23 protein-coding genes are annotated in these 21,090 nt (G+C 70.2%); 11 read left to right on the top strand and 12 right to left on the bottom strand.

Going from position 1 to position 21,090, the window contains the following annotated elements; genetic code table 11:
- Positions 1-3: 3 nt before the first annotated feature.
- The 3 genes from AC07OA_RS22290 (at position 4) to AC07OA_RS22280 (ending at position 2,864) form a co-directional block, all read left to right on the top strand.
- Positions 4-1,386, top strand: coding sequence for an aminotransferase-like domain-containing protein (locus AC07OA_RS22290; protein ID WP_494666019.1), 1,383 nt, complete (start codon positions 4-6; stop codon positions 1,384-1,386).
- A gap of 74 nt (positions 1,387-1,460) precedes the next feature.
- Positions 1,461-1,847, top strand: coding sequence for an OsmC family protein (locus AC07OA_RS22285; RefSeq protein WP_494666018.1), 387 nt, complete (start codon positions 1,461-1,463; stop codon positions 1,845-1,847).
- A gap of 99 nt (positions 1,848-1,946) precedes the next feature.
- Positions 1,947-2,864, top strand: coding sequence for an HAD family hydrolase (locus AC07OA_RS22280; protein WP_494666017.1), 918 nt, complete (start codon positions 1,947-1,949; stop codon positions 2,862-2,864).
- A gap of 4 nt (positions 2,865-2,868) precedes the next feature.
- Here AC07OA_RS22280 and ispG read toward each other — a convergent pair whose 3' ends face one another.
- Complete coding sequence (gene ispG / locus AC07OA_RS22275; RefSeq protein ID WP_494666016.1) at positions 2,869-4,008, bottom strand: flavodoxin-dependent (E)-4-hydroxy-3-methylbut-2-enyl-diphosphate synthase; 1,140 nt, start codon at positions 4,006-4,008, stop codon at positions 2,869-2,871.
- A gap of 121 nt (positions 4,009-4,129) precedes the next feature.
- Here ispG and AC07OA_RS22270 point away from each other — a divergent pair, with 121 nt between their 5' ends.
- Positions 4,130-4,930 carry a hypothetical protein gene (locus tag AC07OA_RS22270; RefSeq protein ID WP_494666015.1) on the top strand — a complete coding sequence of 267 codons (801 nt, stop codon included), beginning with the start codon at positions 4,130-4,132 and terminating at the stop codon, positions 4,928-4,930.
- 93 nt (positions 4,931-5,023) lie between these two features.
- Here AC07OA_RS22270 and AC07OA_RS22265 read toward each other — a convergent pair whose 3' ends face one another.
- The 7 genes from AC07OA_RS22265 to AC07OA_RS22235 all read right to left on the bottom strand — a co-directional run bounded on the left by AC07OA_RS22265 (position 5,024) and on the right by AC07OA_RS22235 (position 13,153).
- Positions 5,024-6,142, bottom strand: coding sequence for a helix-turn-helix domain-containing protein (locus tag AC07OA_RS22265; RefSeq protein WP_494666014.1), 1,119 nt, complete (start codon positions 6,140-6,142; stop codon positions 5,024-5,026).
- A 180-nt stretch (positions 6,143-6,322) separates the two neighbouring features.
- Entirely contained in the window at positions 6,323-8,587 is a 2,265-nt protein-coding gene (gene ptsP / locus AC07OA_RS22260) for a phosphoenolpyruvate--protein phosphotransferase (RefSeq protein WP_494666013.1), read from the bottom strand.
- Between the two features lie 203 nt (positions 8,588-8,790).
- Positions 8,791-9,264, bottom strand: coding sequence for a glycine zipper 2TM domain-containing protein (locus AC07OA_RS22255; RefSeq protein ID WP_494666012.1), 474 nt, complete (start codon positions 9,262-9,264; stop codon positions 8,791-8,793).
- Positions 9,265-9,375: 111 nt separating this feature from the next.
- A complete protein-coding gene (locus AC07OA_RS22250) occupies positions 9,376-10,320 on the bottom strand; it encodes a DMT family transporter (protein WP_494666011.1) in 945 nt (314 codons plus the stop codon).
- A gap of 201 nt (positions 10,321-10,521) precedes the next feature.
- Complete coding sequence (locus AC07OA_RS22245; protein ID WP_494666010.1) at positions 10,522-11,253, bottom strand: helix-turn-helix domain-containing protein; 732 nt, start codon at positions 11,251-11,253, stop codon at positions 10,522-10,524.
- Between the two features lie 19 nt (positions 11,254-11,272).
- Entirely contained in the window at positions 11,273-11,734 is a 462-nt protein-coding gene (locus tag AC07OA_RS22240) for a hypothetical protein (protein WP_494666009.1), read from the bottom strand.
- A gap of 171 nt (positions 11,735-11,905) precedes the next feature.
- On the bottom strand, positions 11,906-13,153 hold the full coding sequence (locus tag AC07OA_RS22235) for an aspartate kinase (protein WP_494666008.1): 1,248 nt from the start codon (positions 13,151-13,153) through the stop codon (positions 11,906-11,908).
- 183 nt (positions 13,154-13,336) lie between these two features.
- On the opposite strand from AC07OA_RS22235, the gene ubiG reads away from it, so the two are divergent.
- From ubiG to AC07OA_RS22205, 6 genes are all read left to right on the top strand, one after another.
- Positions 13,337-14,101 (top strand): bifunctional 2-polyprenyl-6-hydroxyphenol methylase/3-demethylubiquinol 3-O-methyltransferase UbiG, encoded by a 765-nt coding sequence (gene ubiG / locus AC07OA_RS22230; protein ID WP_494666007.1) that lies wholly within the window; start codon positions 13,337-13,339, stop codon positions 14,099-14,101.
- Positions 14,102-14,142: 41 nt separating this feature from the next.
- Positions 14,143-14,412 carry a type II toxin-antitoxin system VapB family antitoxin gene (locus AC07OA_RS22225; RefSeq protein ID WP_494666006.1) on the top strand — a complete coding sequence of 90 codons (270 nt, stop codon included), beginning with the start codon at positions 14,143-14,145 and terminating at the stop codon, positions 14,410-14,412.
- The gene (locus tag AC07OA_RS22220) at positions 14,409-14,807 is read left to right on the top strand and encodes a type II toxin-antitoxin system VapC family toxin (protein ID WP_494666005.1); all 399 of its coding nucleotides are present in this window, start codon (positions 14,409-14,411) and stop codon (positions 14,805-14,807) included. The genes AC07OA_RS22225 and AC07OA_RS22220 overlap by 4 nt, the downstream gene beginning before the upstream one ends.
- A 113-nt stretch (positions 14,808-14,920) precedes the next feature.
- A complete protein-coding gene (locus AC07OA_RS22215) occupies positions 14,921-15,964 on the top strand; it encodes a glycine zipper 2TM domain-containing protein (protein WP_494666004.1) in 1,044 nt (347 codons plus the stop codon).
- A 137-nt stretch (positions 15,965-16,101) separates the two neighbouring features.
- Complete coding sequence (locus AC07OA_RS22210; protein ID WP_494666003.1) at positions 16,102-16,416, top strand: glycine zipper 2TM domain-containing protein; 315 nt, start codon at positions 16,102-16,104, stop codon at positions 16,414-16,416.
- A 214-nt stretch (positions 16,417-16,630) separates the two neighbouring features.
- Entirely contained in the window at positions 16,631-17,626 is a 996-nt protein-coding gene (locus tag AC07OA_RS22205) for a DUF4238 domain-containing protein (protein WP_494666002.1), read from the top strand.
- 100 nt (positions 17,627-17,726) lie between these two features.
- Here AC07OA_RS22205 and AC07OA_RS22200 read toward each other — a convergent pair whose 3' ends face one another.
- From AC07OA_RS22200 to AC07OA_RS22185, 4 genes are read right to left on the bottom strand one after another with little or no spacing between them, the layout of a single operon-like run.
- Positions 17,727-18,161 (bottom strand): DUF1178 family protein, encoded by a 435-nt coding sequence (locus tag AC07OA_RS22200; RefSeq protein ID WP_494666001.1) that lies wholly within the window; start codon positions 18,159-18,161, stop codon positions 17,727-17,729.
- 16 nt (positions 18,162-18,177) lie between these two features.
- Positions 18,178-19,011, bottom strand: a complete 834-nt coding sequence (locus tag AC07OA_RS22195) for a carbon-nitrogen hydrolase family protein (RefSeq protein ID WP_494666000.1) — start codon at positions 19,009-19,011, stop codon at positions 18,178-18,180.
- Positions 19,008-19,262, bottom strand: coding sequence for a glutaredoxin 3 (gene grxC, locus AC07OA_RS22190; RefSeq protein WP_494665999.1), 255 nt, complete (start codon positions 19,260-19,262; stop codon positions 19,008-19,010). Before grxC ends, AC07OA_RS22195 begins: the two co-directional genes overlap by 4 nt.
- 31 nt (positions 19,263-19,293) lie before the next feature.
- The gene (locus AC07OA_RS22185) at positions 19,294-20,085 is read right to left on the bottom strand and encodes a ComF family protein (protein WP_494665998.1); all 792 of its coding nucleotides are present in this window, start codon (positions 20,083-20,085) and stop codon (positions 19,294-19,296) included.
- Here AC07OA_RS22185 and AC07OA_RS22180 point away from each other — a divergent pair.
- Positions 20,084-20,998 (top strand): methyltransferase domain-containing protein, encoded by a 915-nt coding sequence (locus AC07OA_RS22180; protein WP_494665997.1) that lies wholly within the window; start codon positions 20,084-20,086, stop codon positions 20,996-20,998. The genes AC07OA_RS22185 and AC07OA_RS22180 overlap by 2 nt on opposite strands.
- Positions 20,999-21,090: the final 92 nt, after the last annotated feature.

Below are 21,090 nucleotides of genomic sequence, written 5' to 3'. Positions count from 1 at the left end.
TCGATGGCCGGCTGGACCCCGACCCTGCCGCCCGGCGAGGCGCCGCTGTACGAGCGCCTGCTGGACGCCTTGCGGGCCGACATCGCCTCGGGCGCCCTGGCCGACGGCGAGCGCCTGCCGCCGCAGCGCGACCTGGCCCACCGCCTGGGCCTGGGCCTGGGCACGGTGACCCGCGCCTATGTCGAGGCCGAGAAGGCCGGGCTGGTCGACGCCCACGTCGGGCGCGGCAGCTTCGTGCGCAAGTCCGGCGCGTCGGCGGCCCGCCCGAGCATCCCGACCGGCCCGATCAACCTGGCCCAGAACATCGCCCCGCAGCAGGCCGCCGCCGACCATCTGGTCGAGGCCCTGGCCAAGCTGCGCCGCCGTCCCGACTTGATCGAACACCTGGGCTACGCGCCCGTGGCGGGGCCGGACGGCCAGCGGCGGGCCGGGGCGGCCTGGCTGGCGCGCAGCGGCGGCTTCGTGGGCGCGGACTGGACGCGGCTGATCTGCTGCGCCGGCGCCCAGCAGGGCCTGGCCCTGGCCGTCAGCAGCCTGACCCGGGCTGGCGACACCCTGCTGTGCGAGGCCTCCACCTACCAGGGCGTCAAGGCCATCGCCGAGCATGCGGGCCTGCGCCTGCGGGGCCTGGCCATGGACGCCGACGGCGTGCGGCCCGACGCCCTGGAAGAGGCCGCCCGCGACGGCGCCCGCGTGGCGGCCCTCCTGCCCACCCTGCAGAACCCCACCGGCCGGATCATGAGCCTGAAGCGGCGCGAGGAGATCGTCGCCATCGCCCGCAAGCACGACCTGTGGCTGGTCGAGGACGACATCTACGCCATCTATGCCGGCCCCGATCACCCGCCCCCTCTGGCCGTGCTGGCCCCGGAACGGACCTTCCACGTCTCGGGCGTGTCCAAGTCGCTGGCCCCGGGCCTGCGGGCCGGCTACCTGGTCGTACCGCCGGGCGAGCACCTGGACCGGGTGCTGCGCGTCGTCCGCGCCCTGGCCTACGCCCCGCCGGCCTTCGGCGGGCTGATCGCCACCCAGTGGATCGAGGACGGCACGGCCGACGTCATCGCCGCCGCCGGCGTGGCCGAGACGACCGCCCGCCTGGCCATGGCGATGGCGCTTCTCGGCCCCTACGCCGAGCCCCCCGCCTCGCCCGCCGCCCCGCACCTGTGGCTGCCGATGGACGAGCTGGAGGCCGAGCGCGTGGCCGGGCGCGCCCTGCGCGGCGGCGTCGAGGTCACTCCGCCCGGCGCGCCGGTGGTGACGCCGGGCCTGGAGACCGGCGTGCGCGTGTGCCTGGGTCCAGCAGCGGACCGCACCGAACTTGAGCACGGCCTGCGCGTGGTCGCCGCCGCCCTGACCGGCGCGGACGCAAGCTCGCGCGGGGTGATCTGATACCGGGATTTGTGCAAGACGCCGCCGCCGGGGCGGCCGAAAGCGATCTAGACCGTCACGCCTAAGGAGCCGCCATGGCCACCGCCACCGCCGTCATCGGCGCCGCCCGCTACGCCACCGCCATCGTCACCGGCCGCCACGCCCTGACCGCCGACGAGCCCGAGCGCAACGGCGGCGCCGACACGGGTCCCGCGCCGTTCGACCTGCTGGTCTCGGCCCTGGGCGCCTGCACGGCCATGACCCTGAAGATGTACGCCGAGCACAAGGGCTGGCCGCTGGAGGGGCTGGAGGTGCGGGTGCACTATCACGGCGGCGAGAGCCCGCCCCGGATCGAGCGCGTGCTGGTCCCGACCGGCCCGCTGGACGACGCCCAACGCGCCCGCCTGGCCGACGTGGCCGAACGCACGCCCGTGACCCTGGCGATCAAGAACGGGGTGCCGATCCAGACCTCGCTGGGGTGACGCCCGGCGGCCCTCCCCGGGCTTCACCCGATGGGCCGGACGGCCGTGTCCCGGAATAGTCGGCCTCCGCGCATCGGAAACGCGCGGACGGAGACCGCGATGTCCGATCCCCTGCCCGCCTGGACCGAGGGCCCCGCCAAGACCTCGATCCTCGACTTCGTCACCGCCGTCACGCGCGAGGGCGGCCCCGACTTCCGCCCCGTGGCCGAACGGGTCGCCTGTTTCGACAACGACGGCACCCTGTGGACCGAGCAGCCCCTGCAGGGCCAGGTGCTGTTCGCCTTCCAGCGCGCGGCCGAGCTGGCCCGCCACGACCCGTCGCTGCGCGAGCGCCCGCCCTACAAGGCGTTCTTCGAGAACGACCTGGCCGCGATCCACGCCCTGGGCAAGCGGGGCGCCTTCGAGTTCGCCGCCCTGACCCACGCGAACATGACGGTGACGACCTTCGACGCGGTGGTGCGGGAATGGCTGGAGCACGCCCGCCATCCGCTGCTGAAGCGGCCCTATACGCAGGTCGCCTTCCAGCCCCAGCTGGAGCTTCTGGCCTATCTGCGCGCCAACGGCTTCAAGACCTACATCGTCTCGGGCGGCGAGGTGAACTTCATGCGGGCCTTCGCCGAGGCGGTCTACGGCGTGCCGCCCGAACAGGTGATAGGCACCGCGCTGAAGCTGCGCTTCGACGCCGAGCCGGACTGCGAGGTGACCAAGCTGCCGGAGCTGTTCACCTTCGACGACCGCGAGACCAAGGTCGCCAACATCGCGCTGCACATCGGCCGACGGCCGATCTTCTGCTTCGGCAATTCCGACGGCGACCTGGCCATGCTGCGCTACACGCTGGGCGGGCCGGGCAGGCGGCTGTCGCTGCTGCTGCACCACGACGACGCCGAGCGCGAGGTGGCCTACGACCGCGACTTCCGGCTCAGCCCCCTGGCCGAGGCGCTGGACCGGGCCGACGCGTTCGGCATCCGGGTCGTGAGCATGAAGGACGCCTGGAACCGCGTGTTCCCGGGCGATTGAGCGCCTATTCGGCCGCGATGGCCTTGGCTTCGGCTTCCGCCTTCAGCTGCGCCGCGCGCTGTTCGACCAGCTCGACGATGTGGTCGATCATGCCGTCGTTGGACTGTTTGTGGTCGGGCTTGCCGGCCATGTAGATCATGCCCGAGCCCGCGCCGCCGCCGGTGAAGCCCAGGTCGGTCATCAGGGCCTCGCCCGGGCCGTTGACCACGCAGCCGATGATCGACAGCGACATGGGCTGGCTGATGTGGGCCAGGCGCTGCTCAAGCGCTTCCACCGTCTTGATGACGTTGAAGCCCTGACGGGCGCAGGACGGGCAGGCGATGATGTTGACGCCCCGGTGGCGCAGGCCCAGCGACTTGAGGATATCGAAGCCGACCTTGATCTCTTCGACAGGGTCGGCGGCCAGGGACACGCGGATGGTGTCGCCGATGCCGGCCCACAGCATCGAGCCGATGCCGATGGACGACTTCACCGTGCCGGTGCGCAGGGCGCCGGCCTCGGTGACGCCCAGGTGCAGCGGGCAGTCGATGCGCTCGGCCAACTGGTAATAGGCCGCCACCGTCATGAACGGGTCGGAGGCCTTCACGCTGATCTTGAACTCGTGGAAGTCGTGGTCCTGCAGGATGCGGGCGTGGTTCAGGGCGCTCTCGACCATGGCGTCGGGGCACGGCTCGCCGTACTTTTCCAGCAGTTCGCGCTCCAGCGAGCCGGCGTTGACGCCGATCCGCATCGAGCAGCCGTGGTCGCGAGCGGCCTGGATCACTTCGCGCACACGGTCGGGCGAACCGATATTGCCCGGATTGATCCGCAGGCAGGCCGCGCCCGCCTGGGCCGCCTCGATGCCACGCTTGTAGTGGAAGTGGATGTCGGCCACGAGCGGGACCTTGGCCTCGCGGGCGATGGTCTTGAAGGCGGCCGTGGAGTCGGTGTCGGGGCAGCTGACGCGGACGATGTCGGCGCCGGCCTCCTCCAGTTGGCGGATCTGCTCCAGCGTCGCGGCGGCGTCGCTGGTCAGGGTGTTGGTCATCGACTGGACGCTGATCGGGGCGTCGCCGCCGACCTCGACATTGCCGACGCGGATCTTGCGCGACTGGCGGCGCTCGATCTGGCGCCAGGGACGGACGTGCGTGTGGTCAGCGGACATGGGGCCAATCTAAGGGGTTTGGCGGCGGAACCCAAGACCATCACGGAAATGTCGCGGGCGCCACGATCCTGACGCGAGCCGGTGGTCTCTGGACGGCCCCATGGGCGGTCCTGGAGCCTAGATGCGCGAGCGAGCGCAGCCTTACGACCCTCTCGTTCCCACGCCGCGCGGACGGCGGATGACGGCGGGCGGCCCGGTGGCCGTACTGCTCAGCTTGGCGGCCCATGCCGGCCTGGTGCTGGCGATCATGGCCGTGCGGATCCAGCCGCCGACGCCGCCCGAGCCCGAGCCCATCGCCGTGGCCCTCTACGAGCCGCCGCCCCCGCCGCCGGAGCCGCCCAAGCTGGCGCCCGAGCCCGCCGGCGCCCCCGCCCCGGCCAAGATCGCCACGCCCAAGATCCCGGCCCGCCCGCCGCGTCTCGTCCCACCGCCCGAGGTCGAACCCCTGCCCGCCAAGCCCGCCCCCCGACCGACGGTCGTGGCCGAACTGGGCGAGGCCGAGCTGGCGGGGGCGGCGACGGCCGGGACCGGGTCGGGCGCGGGCGGCGACGGGAACGGTCCGGGCGGCGGCGGCTGCGACATGGTCCGGCTGCTGCAGGACGCCCTGCGCAAGAACCCCCGCGTGCGCGCCGCCCTGACCCAGGCTCACCCCGGCGCGGTGGCCACGGGCAAGGCGGTGCTGGTCTGGAACGGCGACTGGGTGCAGAGCCCGGGCCAGGAGGGCAAGGGCCTGGCGGGCGTGCGCGAGCTTATCATGCTGGAGGTGGCCTTCGCCCCCAAGGCCTGCCGGTCGGACCCGATGCGCGGCCTGGTGCTCATCTCGCTCAGCGACGCCCCCGGCGCGCCGAGACTGGCCCTGGGGTCGCGAACATGGAACTGGTCGGACCTGCTGTTCGCCAAGTCGGGCGGGGGACGGGGGTAGCGCGGCCGGGGACATGCCCTTGCGGCGTGTCCCCATCAGACGCACGGAGCTTGAACTTGGGGACACGCCGCAAGGGCATGTCCCCGGCTGTTGTCAGCCCTGCGGCTTGGGCGGTTGGGCGGCTGCGGGCTTCGGCGCGGCCGGCTTGGGCGCGGCGGCGGTCGGGGCGGGCGCGGCCGGGGCCGTCACCAGCTTGCCGAGCGCCGTGGTCAGCGCGTTCATGTGGCTGGTCAGGACGCCGCCGTTATAGACCTCGAAGGCCGTCGGGTCGGAGACCTCGGCGATCAGGCCGCCGTTGCGCGGGGCGCGGAACGCCTCGCCGGCCGCCATCCAGCGGGTGAAGTAGATCTGGCCCGAGGCGTCGTGCACCACCAGCGAGGCCGGCTTGCGGGCCTGCAGGATCAGGCCCGAGGCCTCGGCCGGGGCGGCGCCATAGACCGCGCCGCGCGAGCGGAACGGCGCGCCGACATTGACCGCCTGGGCGGGGTCGCCGCCGGTCTTGGCCGCCTCGGCCGCGCGGGCCTTGGAGGCGGCGCTGACCGCGTCGGCCGAACCGCCGTTGGCGGCGGCGTCGTCGAGGCCGGGGGTCTTGTAGGGCTCGGGCGTGGTCGACTCGACCGGGGCCGGCAGCGGGGCGCCCAGCGGAACCGAGCCGGGAATGGCGTTGGGATCGACGGGCACGGGGGCCGACGAATTGACCGCCGAGGTCACCTGGGTCGGCGCCACCTGGGCCGGCGGGGTGTCCTTGGCGATGGCGCGCTGGGCCACGTTCCAAAGCACGATGGCGGCCACGACCAGCACGCCGAGAGCCAGGATCAGGCCCAGACGCGGGTCGCGCTCGTGGCGCACGCCGACCGGGGCGCGCAGCGGCTCGCTGTCGTCGGGCACGTCCAGCTTGAAGCGGGCCACGGCGGCGTCGCCGTCCAGGCCCAGCAGCTTGGCGTAGGATTTCACATAGCCGATGGTGAACGGCCGCGAGGGCAGCTCGTCCAGGCGCAGGTCTTCCAGCGCCTCGATATAGCTCTGGCGGATGCGGGTGGCGTCGGCCACGTCCTGCAGGTTCAGGCCACGGAACTCGCGAGCGGCGCGCAGGGCCGAGCCGATGTCGACCCCGTCGTCCACGGAAGGCTGATACGCGGCTGCAGGCGCGTGTTCGGGATCGCCGTCCGCGACGAGATGCAAGTGCGGAACCCTGCCCGTATCGAGCGGCATGGCTGCCATGAGACCCCAAAATTCGCGTCGTCGGAGAACTGTGTTCGCCCCAGACGACTTCGCCCCACCCGTCCTAGCCGGGATTTGTTAATACTTTATGGTCGATATCAAAGTAAGTCGCGGGATTCAATACACTATAAGGCAGCGCTTGGTTAACGCCGGCCTTGTCTAATCTCGCGTCTAGACCGCGACGTAAAGTTTGCGCGCCAGGGTTTCGATCTCGCCACGGAGCGAACCGGCCGAGGTCTTCAGCAGGGCCTCGACATTGCGGCGGGCCGCCTCGCGGTCGCAGGACAGCACCATCTGCTTGACCGGACCAATGCCGGCCGGCGGCATCGACAGACGCTCGAAACCCAAGGCCAGCAAGGCGAAAGCCTCCAGCGGACGCCCCGCCATCTCGCCGCAGACCGACACCGGGGTGCCGGTGTCGTGGCAGGCCTGCTGGATGGTCTTGAGCGCGCGCAGGGCCGACGGCGACAGCGGATCGTAGCGGTCCGACACCCGGGGATTGCCCCGGTCGGCGGCGAACAAATACTGCATCAGGTCGTTGGTGCCGACCGAAACGAAATCGGTCATCGGCAGAAGCGCGTCGAGATGCCACAGCAGCGAAGGGGCCTCGATCATCGCCCCGACGTCCAGGCGCCCCGGCGCGGGCCGGCCACGCTTGAGCGCCCAGGCCACCTCCTGGTCGACGAAGGCGCGGGCGGCGCGAAACTCGTCCACATTGGCCACCAGCGGGAACATGATCTGCAGCGGCCGGCCCTTGGCGGCCTTGATCAGGGCGCGGATCTGCATGCGCAGCAGGGCCGGACGGTCCAGGCCCATGCGCACGGCGCGCCAGCCCAGGGCCGGATTGTCCTCGCGCTCCAGCTCCATGTACGGCAACAGCTTGTCGCCGCCCAGGTCGAGCGTGCGGAAGGTCACCGGCATGCCCTGGGCCGCGTCCAGCACCTTTTCGTAGAGCGCCGTCTGGGCCTCCAGGCGCGGCATCTCCTCGGCGACCATGAACTGGAACTCGGTGCGGAACAGGCCGATGCCCTCGGCCCCCGTCTCGCCCAGGATGTCCAGATCCACGGCCAGGCCGGCGTTCATCAGCAGGGTGACCTTGTCGCCGTCCTTGGTGACGGCCGGCGTATCGCGCAGGCGGGCGAACTCGGCCTTGCGCTGGGCGCGGACCTCCATCCGGACCTTCAGCGCCTTGACCACGTCCGGACGCGGCCGCAGCCAGGCCTCGGCGGTCTCGGCGTCGACCACCACCGGGTCGCCCTCGTTGACCCGGTCGCGCAGGCCCGCCAAGCGCCCCACGCACGGGATGTCCAGCGCCCGGGCCACAATGCCGGCGTGGCTGGCGGCCGAGCCTTCCTCGAGCAGTATGCCCTTCAGCTTGGTGCGGTCGTATTCCAGCAGGTCGGCGGGACCGAGGTTCCGCGCGATCAGGATGGCGTCGTCGGGCAGCTGGCGCACGGCGTGGACGTCGCCCGACAGGTGGCGCAGCAGCCGGTCGTTGAGGTCTTCCAGGTCGTGCAAGCGCTCGCGCAAATAGGGATCGCGGGCTTGACCCAGGCGCGCGCGGTGCTCCGAACGCACGCGTTCGACCGCCGCCTCGGCCGTCAGGCCCGAGCGCACGGCTTCGTTCAGCGACCGGTTCCAGCCCCGGTCGTGGGCGAACAGGCGGTACGTCTCCAGCACCTCGTACGACGCGCCGACCAGGCCGTGCTGGCCTTCCAGCATCTCGTCGATCTGGGTCTGCAGGGCCTCGACAGCCCATTTCAGCCGGGCCTCCTCGGCCAGGGCGTCGTCGGACAGCAGCTGCTCGGGGGCCACCGGCTGCTCGTGCAGCACGGCCACGCCGTAAGCGAGACCTTCCGCGAAGCGCGCGCCCTTCAGCCGCTCGGGCTTGTGGGGCGCGATCTCGACGTCCTTGAGCTCGGTCAGGCCCAGCAGTTCGCCGGCGCTGACCATCTCGGCCAGGACCATGGCGATGATCTGCAGGTCCTCGACCTCGTCCTCGCCATAAACCCGCTCGGTGCGGTTCTGGACGACCAGCACGCCGATCGAGCGGCCGCCGCGCAGCAGCGGCACGGCCAGGAAGGCGTGGTAGGGATCTTCGCCGGTTTCCGGGCGGTACGAGAAGGCCGGGTGGCTGGCGGCGTCCGACAGGTTCAGCGGCCGGCCCAGGCGCATGGTCTCGCCGACCAGGCCCTCGCCCGGCTTCATGCGGGTGACGTGGACGGCGTCGCGCGACAGGCCTTCGGTGGCGAACAGTTCCAGGTCGCCCGAGGCGCGGCGCAGATAGATCGAGCAGACCTCGGCCACCATCGAGATGGCGATGGTGCGCACCACCATGTCGAGCTTGCCCTGGGCGGGGCCGACCCCGGCCATGGCCTCGCGAATCTGCCGAAGCAGGCTGCGTGGTCCCCGAACAGCGATCCCGGACGCCGCCATGTCTGCGTGCGCACTCCCCTTGGTCCGATGCGGCGAAGCCCGACAGAACTCGCCAGGCTGTTACGAAGCCGCATCGCCCTCAGCCGGGCTATAGCAGATTTCGCGCGACGCACAGCGTTCGCTCGCGGTCAAATCGCCGTTCGCGCACGAAAAAGGCGCCGCCCCTCGCGGGGACGGCGCCGGATCGTCAGGACCAAGAGCGGTTAGCGGCGCTGGCCGTAGTAGCCGTCGTAGCGGTTGTCATAGCGGCCGTTGCCGCCTTGGCCGCCGTAGCGACCGCCGCCGTTCGAACCACCGTCGTAGCGGTAGGCGGTGTTGTAGCGGTCGCCGCGATAGCCTTGGTCGTAGCGACCGTCGTTGTAGCGGCCGTCGTTGTAGTTCGAGCCGCGATAGTTCTGGTCGCGATAGCCGCCCGAATAGCGATGGTCGCGGTCGTAGCGGTCGTCGTGGCCGGTCGAGGCGCCCAGGGCGGCGCCGGCGACGGCGCCGATGGCGATGCCGCCCGTCTTGCCGTCCGACAGGGCCGCGCCGGCGATACCGCCCAGCACGGCGCCCAGGATGGCGCGCTCGGTCTTGTTGCTCTTGTCGCCGGCGAAGGCGCCGGTGGCGGGCAGGGCGATGGCGCCGGTGACGGCCGCGGCGACGGCGATCTTCGTGAACTTACCAAAGGTCTTCATGGCGGTGCTCCTTGAGAGCGTCAGGCCGGAAGAAGTCCGGTGCGGCGCTGTTGAAGCCTTTGTCTCATTCTCGCCTTGAACCCGATCTGAACGGCGGTGTTCAGGTTACAGTCATGTTTGCGGCGCGGCCTGGGGCGGCCGGTGCAGGTGGACCGACCACAGCACCCCGGCCAGCATCAGCACGATGGCCGCGCCCTCCAGCGGCAGCGGCCAGCGCCCCTCGTGCAGGAAGCCGTAGAGCAGGGCGAATAGGGTCTCGAAGACGATCAGTTGGCCCGACAGGCTGAGCGGCAGGAGGCGGCTAGCGGCGTTCCACAGGCCGTTGCCGATCACCGAGGCGCCCAGGGCGACGGCCAGGCTGACCGCCCAGAACCCGACCCAGGCCGAGGACGCGTGCGCCGCACCGCCCGCCCCGAAGGCCGGAACCACCAGCAGCAGCGACAGCAGGCCCGTGACCACCCCGGTCAGCAGCGACCATTCGTGGCTGTTGAAGCGCGGCGTGGCGGCTAGGCGGCGGGCGTTCCAGACGGCGTAGACGGTCCAGACCGCCAGGGCCAGCACCGCGCCCAGCACGCCCAGCACCAGCCGCGCCGGGCTCGTCGCCGACGGGGCCGTGAACACCGCCACATTGATGCAGACCCCGCCGGCCACGATCAGGGCCAGCGGCGCGGCCAGGCGGCGCAGGGGCGTCCCCTCTCCTCGCCGGGCGCCGGCCAGGGTGATGGTCACGGGCAACAGGCCGATGACCAGCGAGGCCAGGGCCACGCCCGCCGTCTGCACCGCCACGGCCAGGCCCACATAGTAGACGAGGTTGCCCAGCAAGCTCAGCAGGGCCAGGTCGCGCCAGTCCTTGCCCGTCATCCGCCCCATCACCGACCGCCAGCTGGGCGCCAGCAGCACGGCCGAGGCCAGGCCGTAGGCGATGTAGCGGCCGGCGGTCATCTGCAGCGGGGTGAAGGCGTGCAGCAGCTTGGGGGCCAGGAACACCCCGCCCCAGAAGGCGCCGGCGATCAGGCCGCACAGAAGTCCGATCGCGAGACGCTGCTGGTGGGTCATCCGGTGGGGTTAGCAGAGCTTGGGCCGCGCGGCTTTGGCGAAAGCTCTCGGGGGTTTGACGCCCCCTCCGTCACGCGACTGCGTCGCGCGCCACCTCCCCCGCGATGCGGGTGAGGAGGAGACCATGCGAACCCTCTCCTCCCCCGTAAAACGGGGGAGGTGGCGGGCGAAGCCCGACGGAGGGGGCGTCCCTCCGCCTCGCTACTGCCTCTTCCGCCACGCCGCCGGGGTCACGCCCAGCCGCGCCTTCATCGCCCGGGTCAGAGCGCTCTGGTCGGCGTGGCCGGTGCGGACGGCAATCTCGGCGATGGACAGGCGCGTGTCGGTCAGCAGGCGCTGGGCGGCGCGCAGCCGGGTTTCGGCCAGATAGGCGTGCGGGCTCCGGCCCAGTGCGGCGGCGAAACGGGCGAAGAAGCGGCTCTGGCTCATGCCCGCCTCCCCCGCCAGGTCGGACACGCTCAGGGGCTCGGCGTGGCGCGCCTCGATCAGGGCCACGGCCCGGGCCAGGCGCGGATCCACCCCAGCCGGCGCCGCCGACAGTCCCCGCAGCAGCAGGGGCGTCCACAGCGCCGCCACGCCCGGATCGATGGCTCCGGGCCCTTCGCCGGCCAGGAAGTCCAGCAGGCCGCGCACCGCCCCGGTCACCGGCGCGAACGGCCGCTCGCGCAGGGCCTCGAACGGCGCCATCAGCGCCCCGCCGATGTCGGCCACCACGAAGAGATTGTCGCCCGAAGCGGCGAAGGCGTGGCGCACCCCCGGCGGGACCACCGCCGCCCGGCCCGGATCGACCCGGCCGCCCTTGCCGTCGATCTCCATCTCCAGCACGCCCCGGCGCGGCAGCACGATCTGGTCGTGCTCATGGACGTGCGGCGGCGCGTCGGTCCCGTAGCGGCGGAAGGAAAGCTCGGCGGGGGCGGTCAGGGCGTGGGCCATGGCCGCGATCCTAACCCGATCAGCCGTGTCCGGGCAGGGCCAGGGGCGCGTTGATGGCCTCGACCAGTTGCTTGGCCTGCTCGACCGCGCCCTCGATGTCGCGCTCGATGAAGTCGACCTCGGCGTCGGTCAGGGGATGGGGGGCGGCGATCACCTCGCGCAGATAGGCGCGCTTTTCCGGTTCGGTCATGGTCCACCAGCCGACGGTGTGGCCTTCCTCGATGACCGCGTCGCCCATGGCCAAAAGGTCGTCCTCGTCGAAGACCGGCCGGCCAGGCTGCTCGGGGAACCACTGGCCGTCGTCGGGCAAGGCCCGGTCCAGCTTGCGCAGCAGCGAGGCCAGCCAGGGGCTGATCAGCAGGGGCTTTTCATAGCCGTCGCCGAACTTGGCGCGCAGCAAGAGGTCGTAGAGCAGCTCCAGCCCCGCCTCGCCCTCGAAGGTGACGGACTTCTTCTCGGGATCGAAATGGAAGACCGACATGGGGGCTCCTGGGAGGATTCGTGTCCCTCCATAACGTCAGAACGCGACGTTTTCCTAACGCGCGAACACCCCCTCCGGCCCTCCGGGCCACCTCCCCCAAAGGGGGAGGACTTATCGGGCGCCCAGATACTCCCCCTCAGGGGGAGCTGTCGCGGAGCGACTGAGGGGGTTCTACAGCTGGTCCAGCCCATACGCCGCGTGCAGGGCGCGGACGGCCAGTTCGGTGTAGGCCGCGTCGATCAGGACCGAGATCTTGATCTCCGAGGTCGAGATGACCTGGATGTTGATGTTCTTCTCGGCCAGGGCCTGGAACATCGATTGGGCGACGCCCGCGTGGCTGCGCATGCCCACGCCGATCACCGACACCTTGGCCACGTCCTCGTTGATCGCCACGTCCTCGAAGCCGATCTCCTTCTGGGCGGCGCGGACGATCTCGACGGCGCGGACGGCGTCGCGCTTGCCGACCGTGAACTCCATGTTGGCGGTCTCGGCCGTGCGGGCCCGCGACTGGACGATCATGTCGACATTGACGTTGGCGTCGGCCAGGCGACCGAAGATCTGCGAGGACACGCCCGGATGGTCGGGCAGGCCCAGCAGGGTGATCTTGGCCTCGTCGCGGCTATAGGCGACGCCCGAGACGATGCGCTTTTCCATGATTTCTTCCTCGTCGCAGACGATCGTACCTTGTCCGGGCGCTTCCCCGGGTTCGACGAAACTCGACAGCACCCGCAGCGGGACGCGATGGGCCATGGCCATCTCGACCGAGCGGGTCTGCAGCACCTTGGCCCCCAGCGAGGCCATTTCCAGCATTTCCTCGTACGAGATCTTAGCCAGCTTGCAGGCCTTCTTCTCGATGCGGGGATCGGTCGTGTAGACGCCGTCGACGTCGGTATAGATGTCGCAGTCGCCCTTGACCGCCGCGGCGATGGCCACGGCGCTGGTGTCCGAGCCGCCCCGGCCCAGGGTGGTGATGCGCTGGTCGGAGGTCACGCCCTGGAAACCGGCGATCACGGCGATCTGGCCGGCCGCGAAACAGGCCTCCAGATTGGCCGGCGGGATGTCCTCGATGCGGGCGCGGCCGTGGGCGTCGTCGGTCAGGATCGGCACCTGCCAGCCCAGGAACGAGCGGGCGTCGTGGCCCATGTTGCGCAGGGTCATGGCCAGCAGGCCGGCCGTGACCTGTTCGCCCGAGGCGACGACGGCGTCATATTCGGCGTCCGATTCCGCCAGGCCCTCGGCCGCGCGGCCGCAGCCGTCGGTCCAGGCCACCAACTCGTTGGTCTTGCCCGACATGGCCGAGACGACCACCGCCACCTGCTTGCCCGTCGCCACTTCGGCGGCGACCAGGCGCGCGACCCGGCGGATGCGCTCCAGATCGGCCACCGAGGTGCCGCCGAACTTCATCACCAGACGTGACAACGCCTTACCCCTGAAAAACCTAAGGTCAATTCTTGCGCCGCGAGCGGCGGAACCCCGCCGGGCGCGCAAGCCGCGGTCTTCTAGCGGCGCTCGGGCGCAACGGCAATGTCGTGGCGGTGTCTTTTTCGTCGCGTGCGACGTCGCGCCCTGTGCCGCATGCCATGTCATTGCTACATGAGGACCATGAGCCAGCCCGCCGACGCGCCCGCCCCGCCTTCCTGGAGCATCGATCCCGCCGACGTGGCGCGGTTCTCGGCCATCGCCGCCGAATGGTGGGACCCGCACGGCAAGTTCGCCCCGCTGCACGTGTTCAATCCCTGCCGGCTGGGCTTCATTCGGGAGCAGGCCCTGGCGCGGTTCGACCGCGACGGCAATGCGCGCACGCCGTTCGAGGGGCTGTCGCTGCTCGACATCGGCTGCGGCGGCGGCCTGCTGAGCGAGCCGATGGCGCGGCTGGGTTTCACGGTCACGGCCGTGGACGCCTCGGAGAACAACATCAAGACCGCCGCGGCCCATGCGTCGGAACAGGGGCTGGAGATCGGCTACCGGCCCGCCACCGCCGAGCAGCTGCTGGCCGAGGGCGCGGGGCCGTTCGACGTGGTGCTGACCATGGAGGTCATCGAGCACGTGGCCGATCCGGGCGAGTTCCTGCGCACCTGCTCGCGGCTGCTGGCCCCGGGCGGCCTGATGATCGTGGCCACCCTGAACCGCACGCTCAAAGCCCTGGCCCTTGCCAAGATCGGCGCCGAATACGTGCTGCGCTGGGTGCCGCCCGGCACCCACGACTGGAAGCAGTTCCTGAAACCCGACGAACTGCGCGCCTTCCTGGCCGGCGAACCGGTGGACGTCCACGGCCCGTTCGGCGTGGCCTACAACCCCCTGAGCGGCCGCTGGAGCCGCTCGGCCGACGTCGACATCAACTACATGATGACGGCGACGAAGGACTGAGGAAGACGCGGCCCGCCGATCATGATAGATTTTATATCGTCATGACGAAGCCCAGCCCCATCCAGATCCGCAAAGCCCAGGCCGTGGAAAATATCCGCGAACTGGCCCGTCTGCGCGGTGCGGGGCTGACCGAAACGGTCGAGGCGGCTGTGCAGGAAACGCTTGAGCGAGAACGTGCGCACCGTGCCGCTTCTCTGGAAGAGCGACGCGCCAGGGTCATGGAAACCCTTGAGCGGTTCTGGGCGCTGCCTCGGACCGGCGAAATCCTGACGGACGCCGACCTCTACGATGAGGACGGCTTCCCGAAATGATGGTGGTCGATGCGTCGGCCCTGGTGACCATTCTGCTGCGCGAGCCTGGATGGGAACGATTTCTCCAAGCGCTTATTGAGGCGAATGGAGGCCTGATCTCCCCGATAAACGTATGGGAGACCCACATTCGGACCGTCGAACTCAAGGACGAAGCGGGCCGCGCCGAAGCCGAAAGCCTTCTGGACGATCTGAACCTAGAGATCACCCCCATCGACGCCGAGCAAACCCGGATCGCCATCGAGGCCCGCCTTCGGTTCGGACGCAACATTCTGAACATGGGCGACTGCTTCGCCTACGCCCTGGCCAAAACCCATGGCGACGGCGTCCTGCTCTACAAGGGCGATGATTTCTCCCGCACCGACATCGTCAGCGCGCTGCCCGCCACCGCCGCCTGACGGAACCTGCGCCGCCGCCGCGCCTTTATTGGCCAGGGACATCCCAGCAAGGATTGGCGACTCGTTTCGGGGGCCGAAACGTCGATCCGTTCGTCGGAACGGAGAACGCTATCATGACTTCCAAGACCACCGCGTGGCTGATGGCTTCGGCCGTGGCCCTGGGCGCCGTCGCGCCCGCTTTCGCCCAATCGTCGTCTTCGGACGCCGCCTATCAGAAGCGCCTGCAGACCTACAGCGACCAGCGCGCCGCCTATGACGAACGCTCGGCCGACTATCGCGCCCAGCAGAAGGCCTACGAGGCCGACCGGTCCAAGTACCTGCGGGCCAAGGCCGACTACGACCGCCGCTACGGCTTCGGCGCCTATGACCGCCGCTATCCGGAATACGCCACCCGCTTCGAGAGCGCGACCTATCCCACCAGCGCCTCGTACTACGGCGAGCAGAACCTCTACGCGCACGACCGCCAGGTCTATCTGGACACCCGCGCCGACTACGACCGCCGCAACGGCTACGGCTCGTACGACCGCCGCTATCCCGACCAGGCCCGGCGCTTCAGCACCACCGGCGAGGTCTACACCTCGTCCAACAGCGACTATCTGAGCCAGCAGGCGCAGTACGAGCGCGACCGGGCCGACTATGAGCGGGCCCGCGCCGACTATGACCGCCGCTACGGCTACGGCTCGTACGACCGCCGCTATCCGGACCGCGCCACCCGCTACGGCGCGCCCTATGCCGGCAGCTATGGCGACGACGTCTCCTACAGCGAGCCGTGCCGCATCGACGCCAGGAAGAACGCCACCGCCGGCGGCGTGATCGGGGCCCTGGTCGGCGCCGTGGCCGGCTCGAACATCGCCGCCCGCAACGCCAAGCCGGAAGGCACGGTGCTGGGCGCCCTGGTCGGGGCCGGCGTCGGCGCCAGCATCGGCAACGCCTCGGCCAAGAGCAAGTGCGACGCCAGCGGCCAGTACTGGGCCTATGACGACACCGTGCCCTATCGCGAAAGCAGCCGCTATCGCGCCAGCTCCAGCGCCGTCTACGACAACTACTCCAAGCGCTGCCGCCTGGCCCCGGCCGACACCGACTACAACGGCCGCACCGAGACCCGCTACGTGCGCGTCTGCCCCGACAGCGAGGGCCGCTATCGCGTGCAGGGCTAACGACTGAACGGGGATGAACGGCGGGGTCGGCCGCCGTTTCATCCCCGGTTCAGGTCGGAAAGCCGACACTGATCGAACCCAATTCCAGCTTGAGCGTTCAATGCGCTCAGGGACATTCAACAGAAACGGAGCTCGCCATGCGCGCCCAACTCAAGACTCTCGCCGTCGTCGTCGCTCTCGGCTTCACGGCCTCCACCGTGGCGGTCACCGCCGCCGAAGCCCAGACCCGCACCCACAAGGTCTGGGTCTGCAAGAGCACCAAGAGCGCCCGCAACAAGGGCACCGTGATCGGCGGCCTGACGGGCGGCACGCTCGGCGCCGTGGTCGCCGGCAACGGCGCCAAGACCGAAGGCGCGGTGCTGGGCGGCGTCGTCGGCGCGGTCGCCGGCAACCAGATCGCCAAGAAGAACTCGAAGAAGAAGAACTGCCACTACGAGTATCGCCGCTACTAGGCGGCTGCTCTAGGCAGGTCGGATGAGGGGACGGGAAACCGTCCCCTTTTTCGTGGGCGCAAAGGTCGGCTCACGACCCTCAGCGGAAGCCCGATGGGCCTGCTTAGAGGATCAGCGATCCGATACTTTCAGGGAGCTGGCGTAGCACTTCGCCGACCAGGGCGACTTCGGCGGCATTCGCGAGTATGCGTTCAAATAGCAGGGGGCCTGGGGGATGAGCATGGACGATGCAGCACCGGCCGCCGCCGGGCCGGCCAAGGGCACGGTCCCCAACCCGCCGCGCAAGCACCACTACATCCCGCAGTTCCTACTCCGCGAATGGGCGGTGAATGCGGGCAAGCTGTGGCGCTTCATGCAGCCGATTCCCGGCAAGATCGCGGTCAAGGCGGCCTCGCCCGCCGAGATCGGATATGAGGAATTCCTGTACGAGACCCCGGGGTTGCCGCCGGAGAAGGCCCAGCAGGTAGAGCAGCATTTCATGTCGCCGCTCGACTCGCTCGCGGCCGAGGCGCACCAGCTGTTGCTTGCCGGAAAGATCGAGGGCATGCCGCAGAAGGACCGGAGCGCCTGGAGCCGGTTCATCATGTCACTGTGGTTCCGCACGCCCGACGGGCTAGCGTACTACAAGGAGGCGATGGGCCATATCTTGAAGGCGCGCGACGAGCCGCTCGAGGCGCAGTATCAAGAGCGCCGCAAGGAAGGCTATCCCGAGAGCCTCCAGGCGGCGATCGAGCAACTCGGTCCCGACTTCGTCGAGAATGCCGCGATGACCATCCTGCGGCGGCTAAGCGACGACCCCAAGCATGGGCTCACCATGAACAACCTGACCTGGTTCGTGATCGAGACGGTCGAGGGGCCTGAGTTCCTGATCTCCGATGCGGCCCTGATGACCTCCGATGTCGGCATCTTCTCCGAGCGGGGCTACATGACCCTCCCGATCGCGCCCAGAAAGCTGTTCGTCGCGGTGAAGGCCGAAGCGGTCGGGGACCGGATCCGCGCGATCCCGCACGGCGATCTGATCGCCAAGCATAATTCGGCGGTGGTCCGCTATGCCTCTAGCTTCGTGGGGGCGAGCGACCGCTCGCAGGAGGCCGTCATCCGCGAGACGTTCGGGACCGAGAAGCGTCCGTCGATGATCCGGTCGCTGGCCGAGGACTACCGGCAGGCGGTGGCCGGCGACGAACAGGACGGCACGGCGCCCCAGGCCTGAGGCCGCGCTGGGCACGTATTCCACCTGCACGAGGTCCGCACCCACCCATAGCCGATGTTAGCTTGGTAAGCTCCGGTAGCGACCGGAGCGATTGCCACCCTCAGTTCACGTCCGTCTTCTTCGGCGGCGCCGGCGGCAGGGGCGCGACCTTGATGCCGTCCTCGACCAGGGCCTTGACCTCCGTCGGCGTGGCCTCGCCGTAGATGCCGCGGTCTTCGGACTTGCCGTCGTGGATGTCGCGCGCCTCCTTGGCGAAGCTGTCGCCCACATAGTCGAAGTTCTCTTCGACCTTGCGGCGCACCTCGCCCATGGCGGTCATCATCATCTCGCGCATCTTCGGGTCCATGGCCGGCGCGGACTTCTGCGCCTTGGTCCCGGCCACGGCGGGAGACATGATCTGCTTGCGCACGCCCTTGGAGCCGCAGACCGGGCAGTCCAGCAGCCCACGCGCCGCCTGGTCGTCATAGTCGGACGACGAGCCGAACCAGCCCTCGAAGGCGTGGTCGTGGTCGCAGGTGAGCGCGTACTTGATCATTTGAGAGATATGGGGACTACGGACCCGTGAAGCCACGGGCGTTCTGGAGGACCGGGATCGCCGCGCGGGCCTTGTCGACGGCCGCGAGGTCGAGGTCGGCGATCAACACGCCCGGCTCGTCGTGGTCAAGCTTGCCGATCACCTCGCCCCAGGGGCCGATGGCGATGGAGCGGCCCCAGGTGCCCCGGCCGTCCTCGTGGAAGCCGCCCTGGGCGGCGGCGATCACGAACGAGCCGGTCTCGATGGCCCGGGCGCGCAGCAGGATGTCCCAGTGCGCCTCGCCCGTCGGGCGGGTGAAGGCGGCGGGCGCGGTCAGCACCTGGGCGCCGCCCAGGGCCAGGGCCCGGTGCAGGGCCGGAAAGCGCATGTCGTAGCAGATGGTCAGGCCGAAGCTGGCCAGGGGCGTCTCCACCACCGTGGCCTTGTCGCCGGGCGTATAGGTGGCCGATTCCCGCGCCGTCTCGCCGGTCGGCAGCTGCACGTCGAACATGTGCAGCTTGTCGTAGGTGGCGACGATCGCGCCGGTGGGGTCGATCACCGCCTGGCGGTTGGCGGCTCCACCGCCATTTGGGCCGTCCTCGCGCCGCACCAGGGCCGAGCCGACATCGATCCAGACGTCCAGCTCGCGGGCCAGGTCGCGCAGGCCGCGCACCACCAGGTCGTCGTCCAGCGAGACCAGGTTGGGCAGCAGCTTCTCGCGGTCCTTCTGCAGGACATTGGTGCATTCCGGCGTCAGGATGAACCGCGCCCCCTGCCCCGCCGCCTCGCGCACCAGCGGCGCCACATGCGCCAGCGCCGCCTCGTGCGTGGCGGGCGTGCGGGTCTGGATCAGGCCGACACGGATCGTCATGCGGCCAGAAGCGGGTCGAGCTTGCCCTCGCGCTCCAGGGCCATCATGTCGTCGCAGCCGCCGATGTGCTGCTCGCCCACGAAGATCTGCGGGAAGGTGGCGCGGCCGGAGCGGTCCATCATCTCCTGGCGCAGCTTGGGATCCATGCCCGCCTCGATCTCGGTGAAGTCGGCGCCCTTGTCGTTGAGCAGCTTCAGCGCGCGGGCGCAGTAGCCGCAGAAGGGACGGGTGTAGATGGTGACCTTGGCCATGATTGATCCGTAACAGAATCCGTATCCGTCCTCATATAGGACGGGCTTGCATTTCTGTAACGCGCGCGACGACCGCGAGGGTCACTTGCGCCGCGCCGGCGGCCAACAACGCCCGGGCGCAGCCCTCGGCGGTGGCGCCGGTGGTCAGGACGTCGTCGACCAGCAGCAGCTTTCGGCCGATCACCCGGTGGCGACGCCGTTCGGGCACGGCGAAGGCGGCGGCGACGTTGCGACGGCGGCCCGTGGCCGACTTGCCGCCCTGGCTGTCGGTGTCGCGCCGGCGCACCAGGGCGTCGGGCAGATAGGCGCGACCGCTGAGGGCGCACAGCGGGCGGGCGATCTCGGCGGCCTGGTTGTAGCGCCGCTTGAACAGGCGCGACGGGTGCATCGGCACGGGGACCACCGCCTCGGCTTCCTCCAGCAGATCGGCCGCCGAGCGCGACAGCCACTTGGCGAACAGGCCCGAGAGATCCGTGCGGTCGGCGTGCTTGAGCTTCAGGATCAGGTCGCGCGAATGCTCGTCGTAGAGGCAGGCCGCGCGCGCTCGTGCAAAGGCGCGGGGCCTCGCTTGGCACAAGGCGCAGCGCGGCTCGCCGGCGTCGAAGGCGAACGGCGCGCCGCAGCCGTCGCAGACCGGACCGTCCAGGAAGGTGATGCGGCTCCAGGCTTCCGCCGACAGACCCGAGGTCAGGGCCGCCCCGCCGTCGAAGGCCCGCGGCGGCAGGATCAGGTCCAGCGCCCCTCGGGCGAACGCCGTCACGCGAGCGGGAGGTTTCCCCAAAGCTTTCCATGGGGCGCGAGAAAGCCCATCTTGCGCCCACATGACGACCGCCCCCCTGCTCTTCGACCGCGCCCTGCTGCGCGCCCGCCTCGACCGCGCCGCGCCCGGTTTCGACACCGCCGGCTTTCTGAAAGCCCGCGCGGCCGAGGACGCGGTGATGCGCCTGGAGGCGATCCTGCGGGAGTTTCCGGTCGCGGTCGATCTCGGAAGCCGAAACGGCGCTTTCTCGCGGGCGCTGGAGAACAGCGACGCGCGCGCCAAGATCGGCCTGCTGATCGAGACCGACCTGTCGGCGCGGATGCTCGCCGGTCGCTGCGGCGCACGGGTCGCGGCCGACGAGGAACGGCTGCCGTTCGGCGACGAGACCATCGACCTGGCCGTCTCGACCCTGGCCCTGCACTGGACCAACGACCTGGTCGGGGCCCTGATCCAGGTCCGCCGCGCCCTGCGTCCCGACGGCCTCTTCGTCGGCGCCCTGTTCGGCGGGGCCACCCTGACCGAGCTGCGCCAGGCCCTGCTGGCCGCCGAGGACGAGATCACCGGCGGGGCCTTCCCGCGCGTCTCGCCGTTCGCCGATACGGTCGATGCGGCGGGCCTGCTGCAACGCGCCGGCTTCGCCCTGCCCGTGGCCGACAAGGACCGGGTCAAGGTGCGCTACGCCCACCCCATCGCCCTGCTCAAGGACCTGCGGGCCATGGGCGAGACCAGCGTGCTGATCGACCGTTCGCGCAAGCCCCTGAGCCGCAAGGTGCTGCTGCGGGCGCTGGAGATCTATCAGGAACGCTTCGCCGAGCCCGACGGCCGGGTGCCGGCCACGTTCGAGATCATCACCGTCACCGGCTGGGCCCCGCACGAGACCCAGCAGAAGCCCCTGCGCCCGGGTTCGGCCAAGATGCGGCTGGCCGATGCGCTGGGCACGGTCGAGCAGCCGGCGGGCGACAAGGCCGGCGGGTAGGGCTTTTCCTTTCAGTCGTCATTCCCGCCCTCGTGGCGGGAACCCCTCTATCCGCCGCAAGTGCGGAGGGGTGGCGCGCTAGCGCGCCAAAG

The organism is Caulobacter sp. GW821-FHT09B08 (assembly GCF_059418225.1).
This window is presented reverse-complemented; position numbering and strand designations above follow the sequence as displayed.

Coding starts and splice junctions, on each gene's coding strand:
- AC07OA_RS22290 (WP_494666019.1), top strand. CDS start 4: ATGGCCGGCTGGACCCCGACCCTGCCGCCCGGCGAGGCGCCGCTGTAC.
- ispG (WP_494666016.1), bottom strand. CDS start 4,008: ATGTCCGCTGACCACACGCACGTCCGTCCCTGGCGCCAGATCGAGCGC.
- AC07OA_RS22245 (WP_494666010.1), bottom strand. CDS start 11,253: ATGGCCCACGCCCTGACCGCCCCCGCCGAGCTTTCCTTCCGCCGCTAC.
- AC07OA_RS22225 (WP_494666006.1), top strand. CDS start 14,143: ATGACGAAGCCCAGCCCCATCCAGATCCGCAAAGCCCAGGCCGTGGAA.
- AC07OA_RS22215 (WP_494666004.1), top strand. CDS start 14,921: ATGACTTCCAAGACCACCGCGTGGCTGATGGCTTCGGCCGTGGCCCTG.
- AC07OA_RS22265 (WP_494666014.1), bottom strand. CDS start 6,142: ATGCCGCTCGATACGGGCAGGGTTCCGCACTTGCATCTCGTCGCGGAC.
- AC07OA_RS22280 (WP_494666017.1), top strand. CDS start 1,947: ATGTCCGATCCCCTGCCCGCCTGGACCGAGGGCCCCGCCAAGACCTCG.
- AC07OA_RS22255 (WP_494666012.1), bottom strand. CDS start 9,264: ATGAAGACCTTTGGTAAGTTCACGAAGATCGCCGTCGCCGCGGCCGTC.
- AC07OA_RS22195 (WP_494666000.1), bottom strand. CDS start 19,011: ATGACGATCCGTGTCGGCCTGATCCAGACCCGCACGCCCGCCACGCAC.
- AC07OA_RS22210 (WP_494666003.1), top strand. CDS start 16,102: ATGCGCGCCCAACTCAAGACTCTCGCCGTCGTCGTCGCTCTCGGCTTC.
- AC07OA_RS22205 (WP_494666002.1), top strand. CDS start 16,631: ATGAGCATGGACGATGCAGCACCGGCCGCCGCCGGGCCGGCCAAGGGC.
- ubiG (WP_494666007.1), top strand. CDS start 13,337: ATGAGCCAGCCCGCCGACGCGCCCGCCCCGCCTTCCTGGAGCATCGAT.
- ptsP (WP_494666013.1), bottom strand. CDS start 8,587: ATGGCGGCGTCCGGGATCGCTGTTCGGGGACCACGCAGCCTGCTTCGG.
- AC07OA_RS22220 (WP_494666005.1), top strand. CDS start 14,409: ATGATGGTGGTCGATGCGTCGGCCCTGGTGACCATTCTGCTGCGCGAG.
- AC07OA_RS22250 (WP_494666011.1), bottom strand. CDS start 10,320: ATGACCCACCAGCAGCGTCTCGCGATCGGACTTCTGTGCGGCCTGATC.
- AC07OA_RS22285 (WP_494666018.1), top strand. CDS start 1,461: ATGGCCACCGCCACCGCCGTCATCGGCGCCGCCCGCTACGCCACCGCC.
- AC07OA_RS22185 (WP_494665998.1), bottom strand. CDS start 20,085: ATGTGGGCGCAAGATGGGCTTTCTCGCGCCCCATGGAAAGCTTTGGGG.
- AC07OA_RS22180 (WP_494665997.1), top strand. CDS start 20,084: ATGACGACCGCCCCCCTGCTCTTCGACCGCGCCCTGCTGCGCGCCCGC.
- AC07OA_RS22200 (WP_494666001.1), bottom strand. CDS start 18,161: ATGATCAAGTACGCGCTCACCTGCGACCACGACCACGCCTTCGAGGGC.
- AC07OA_RS22240 (WP_494666009.1), bottom strand. CDS start 11,734: ATGTCGGTCTTCCATTTCGATCCCGAGAAGAAGTCCGTCACCTTCGAG.
- AC07OA_RS22270 (WP_494666015.1), top strand. CDS start 4,130: ATGCGCGAGCGAGCGCAGCCTTACGACCCTCTCGTTCCCACGCCGCGC.
- grxC (WP_494665999.1), bottom strand. CDS start 19,262: ATGGCCAAGGTCACCATCTACACCCGTCCCTTCTGCGGCTACTGCGCC.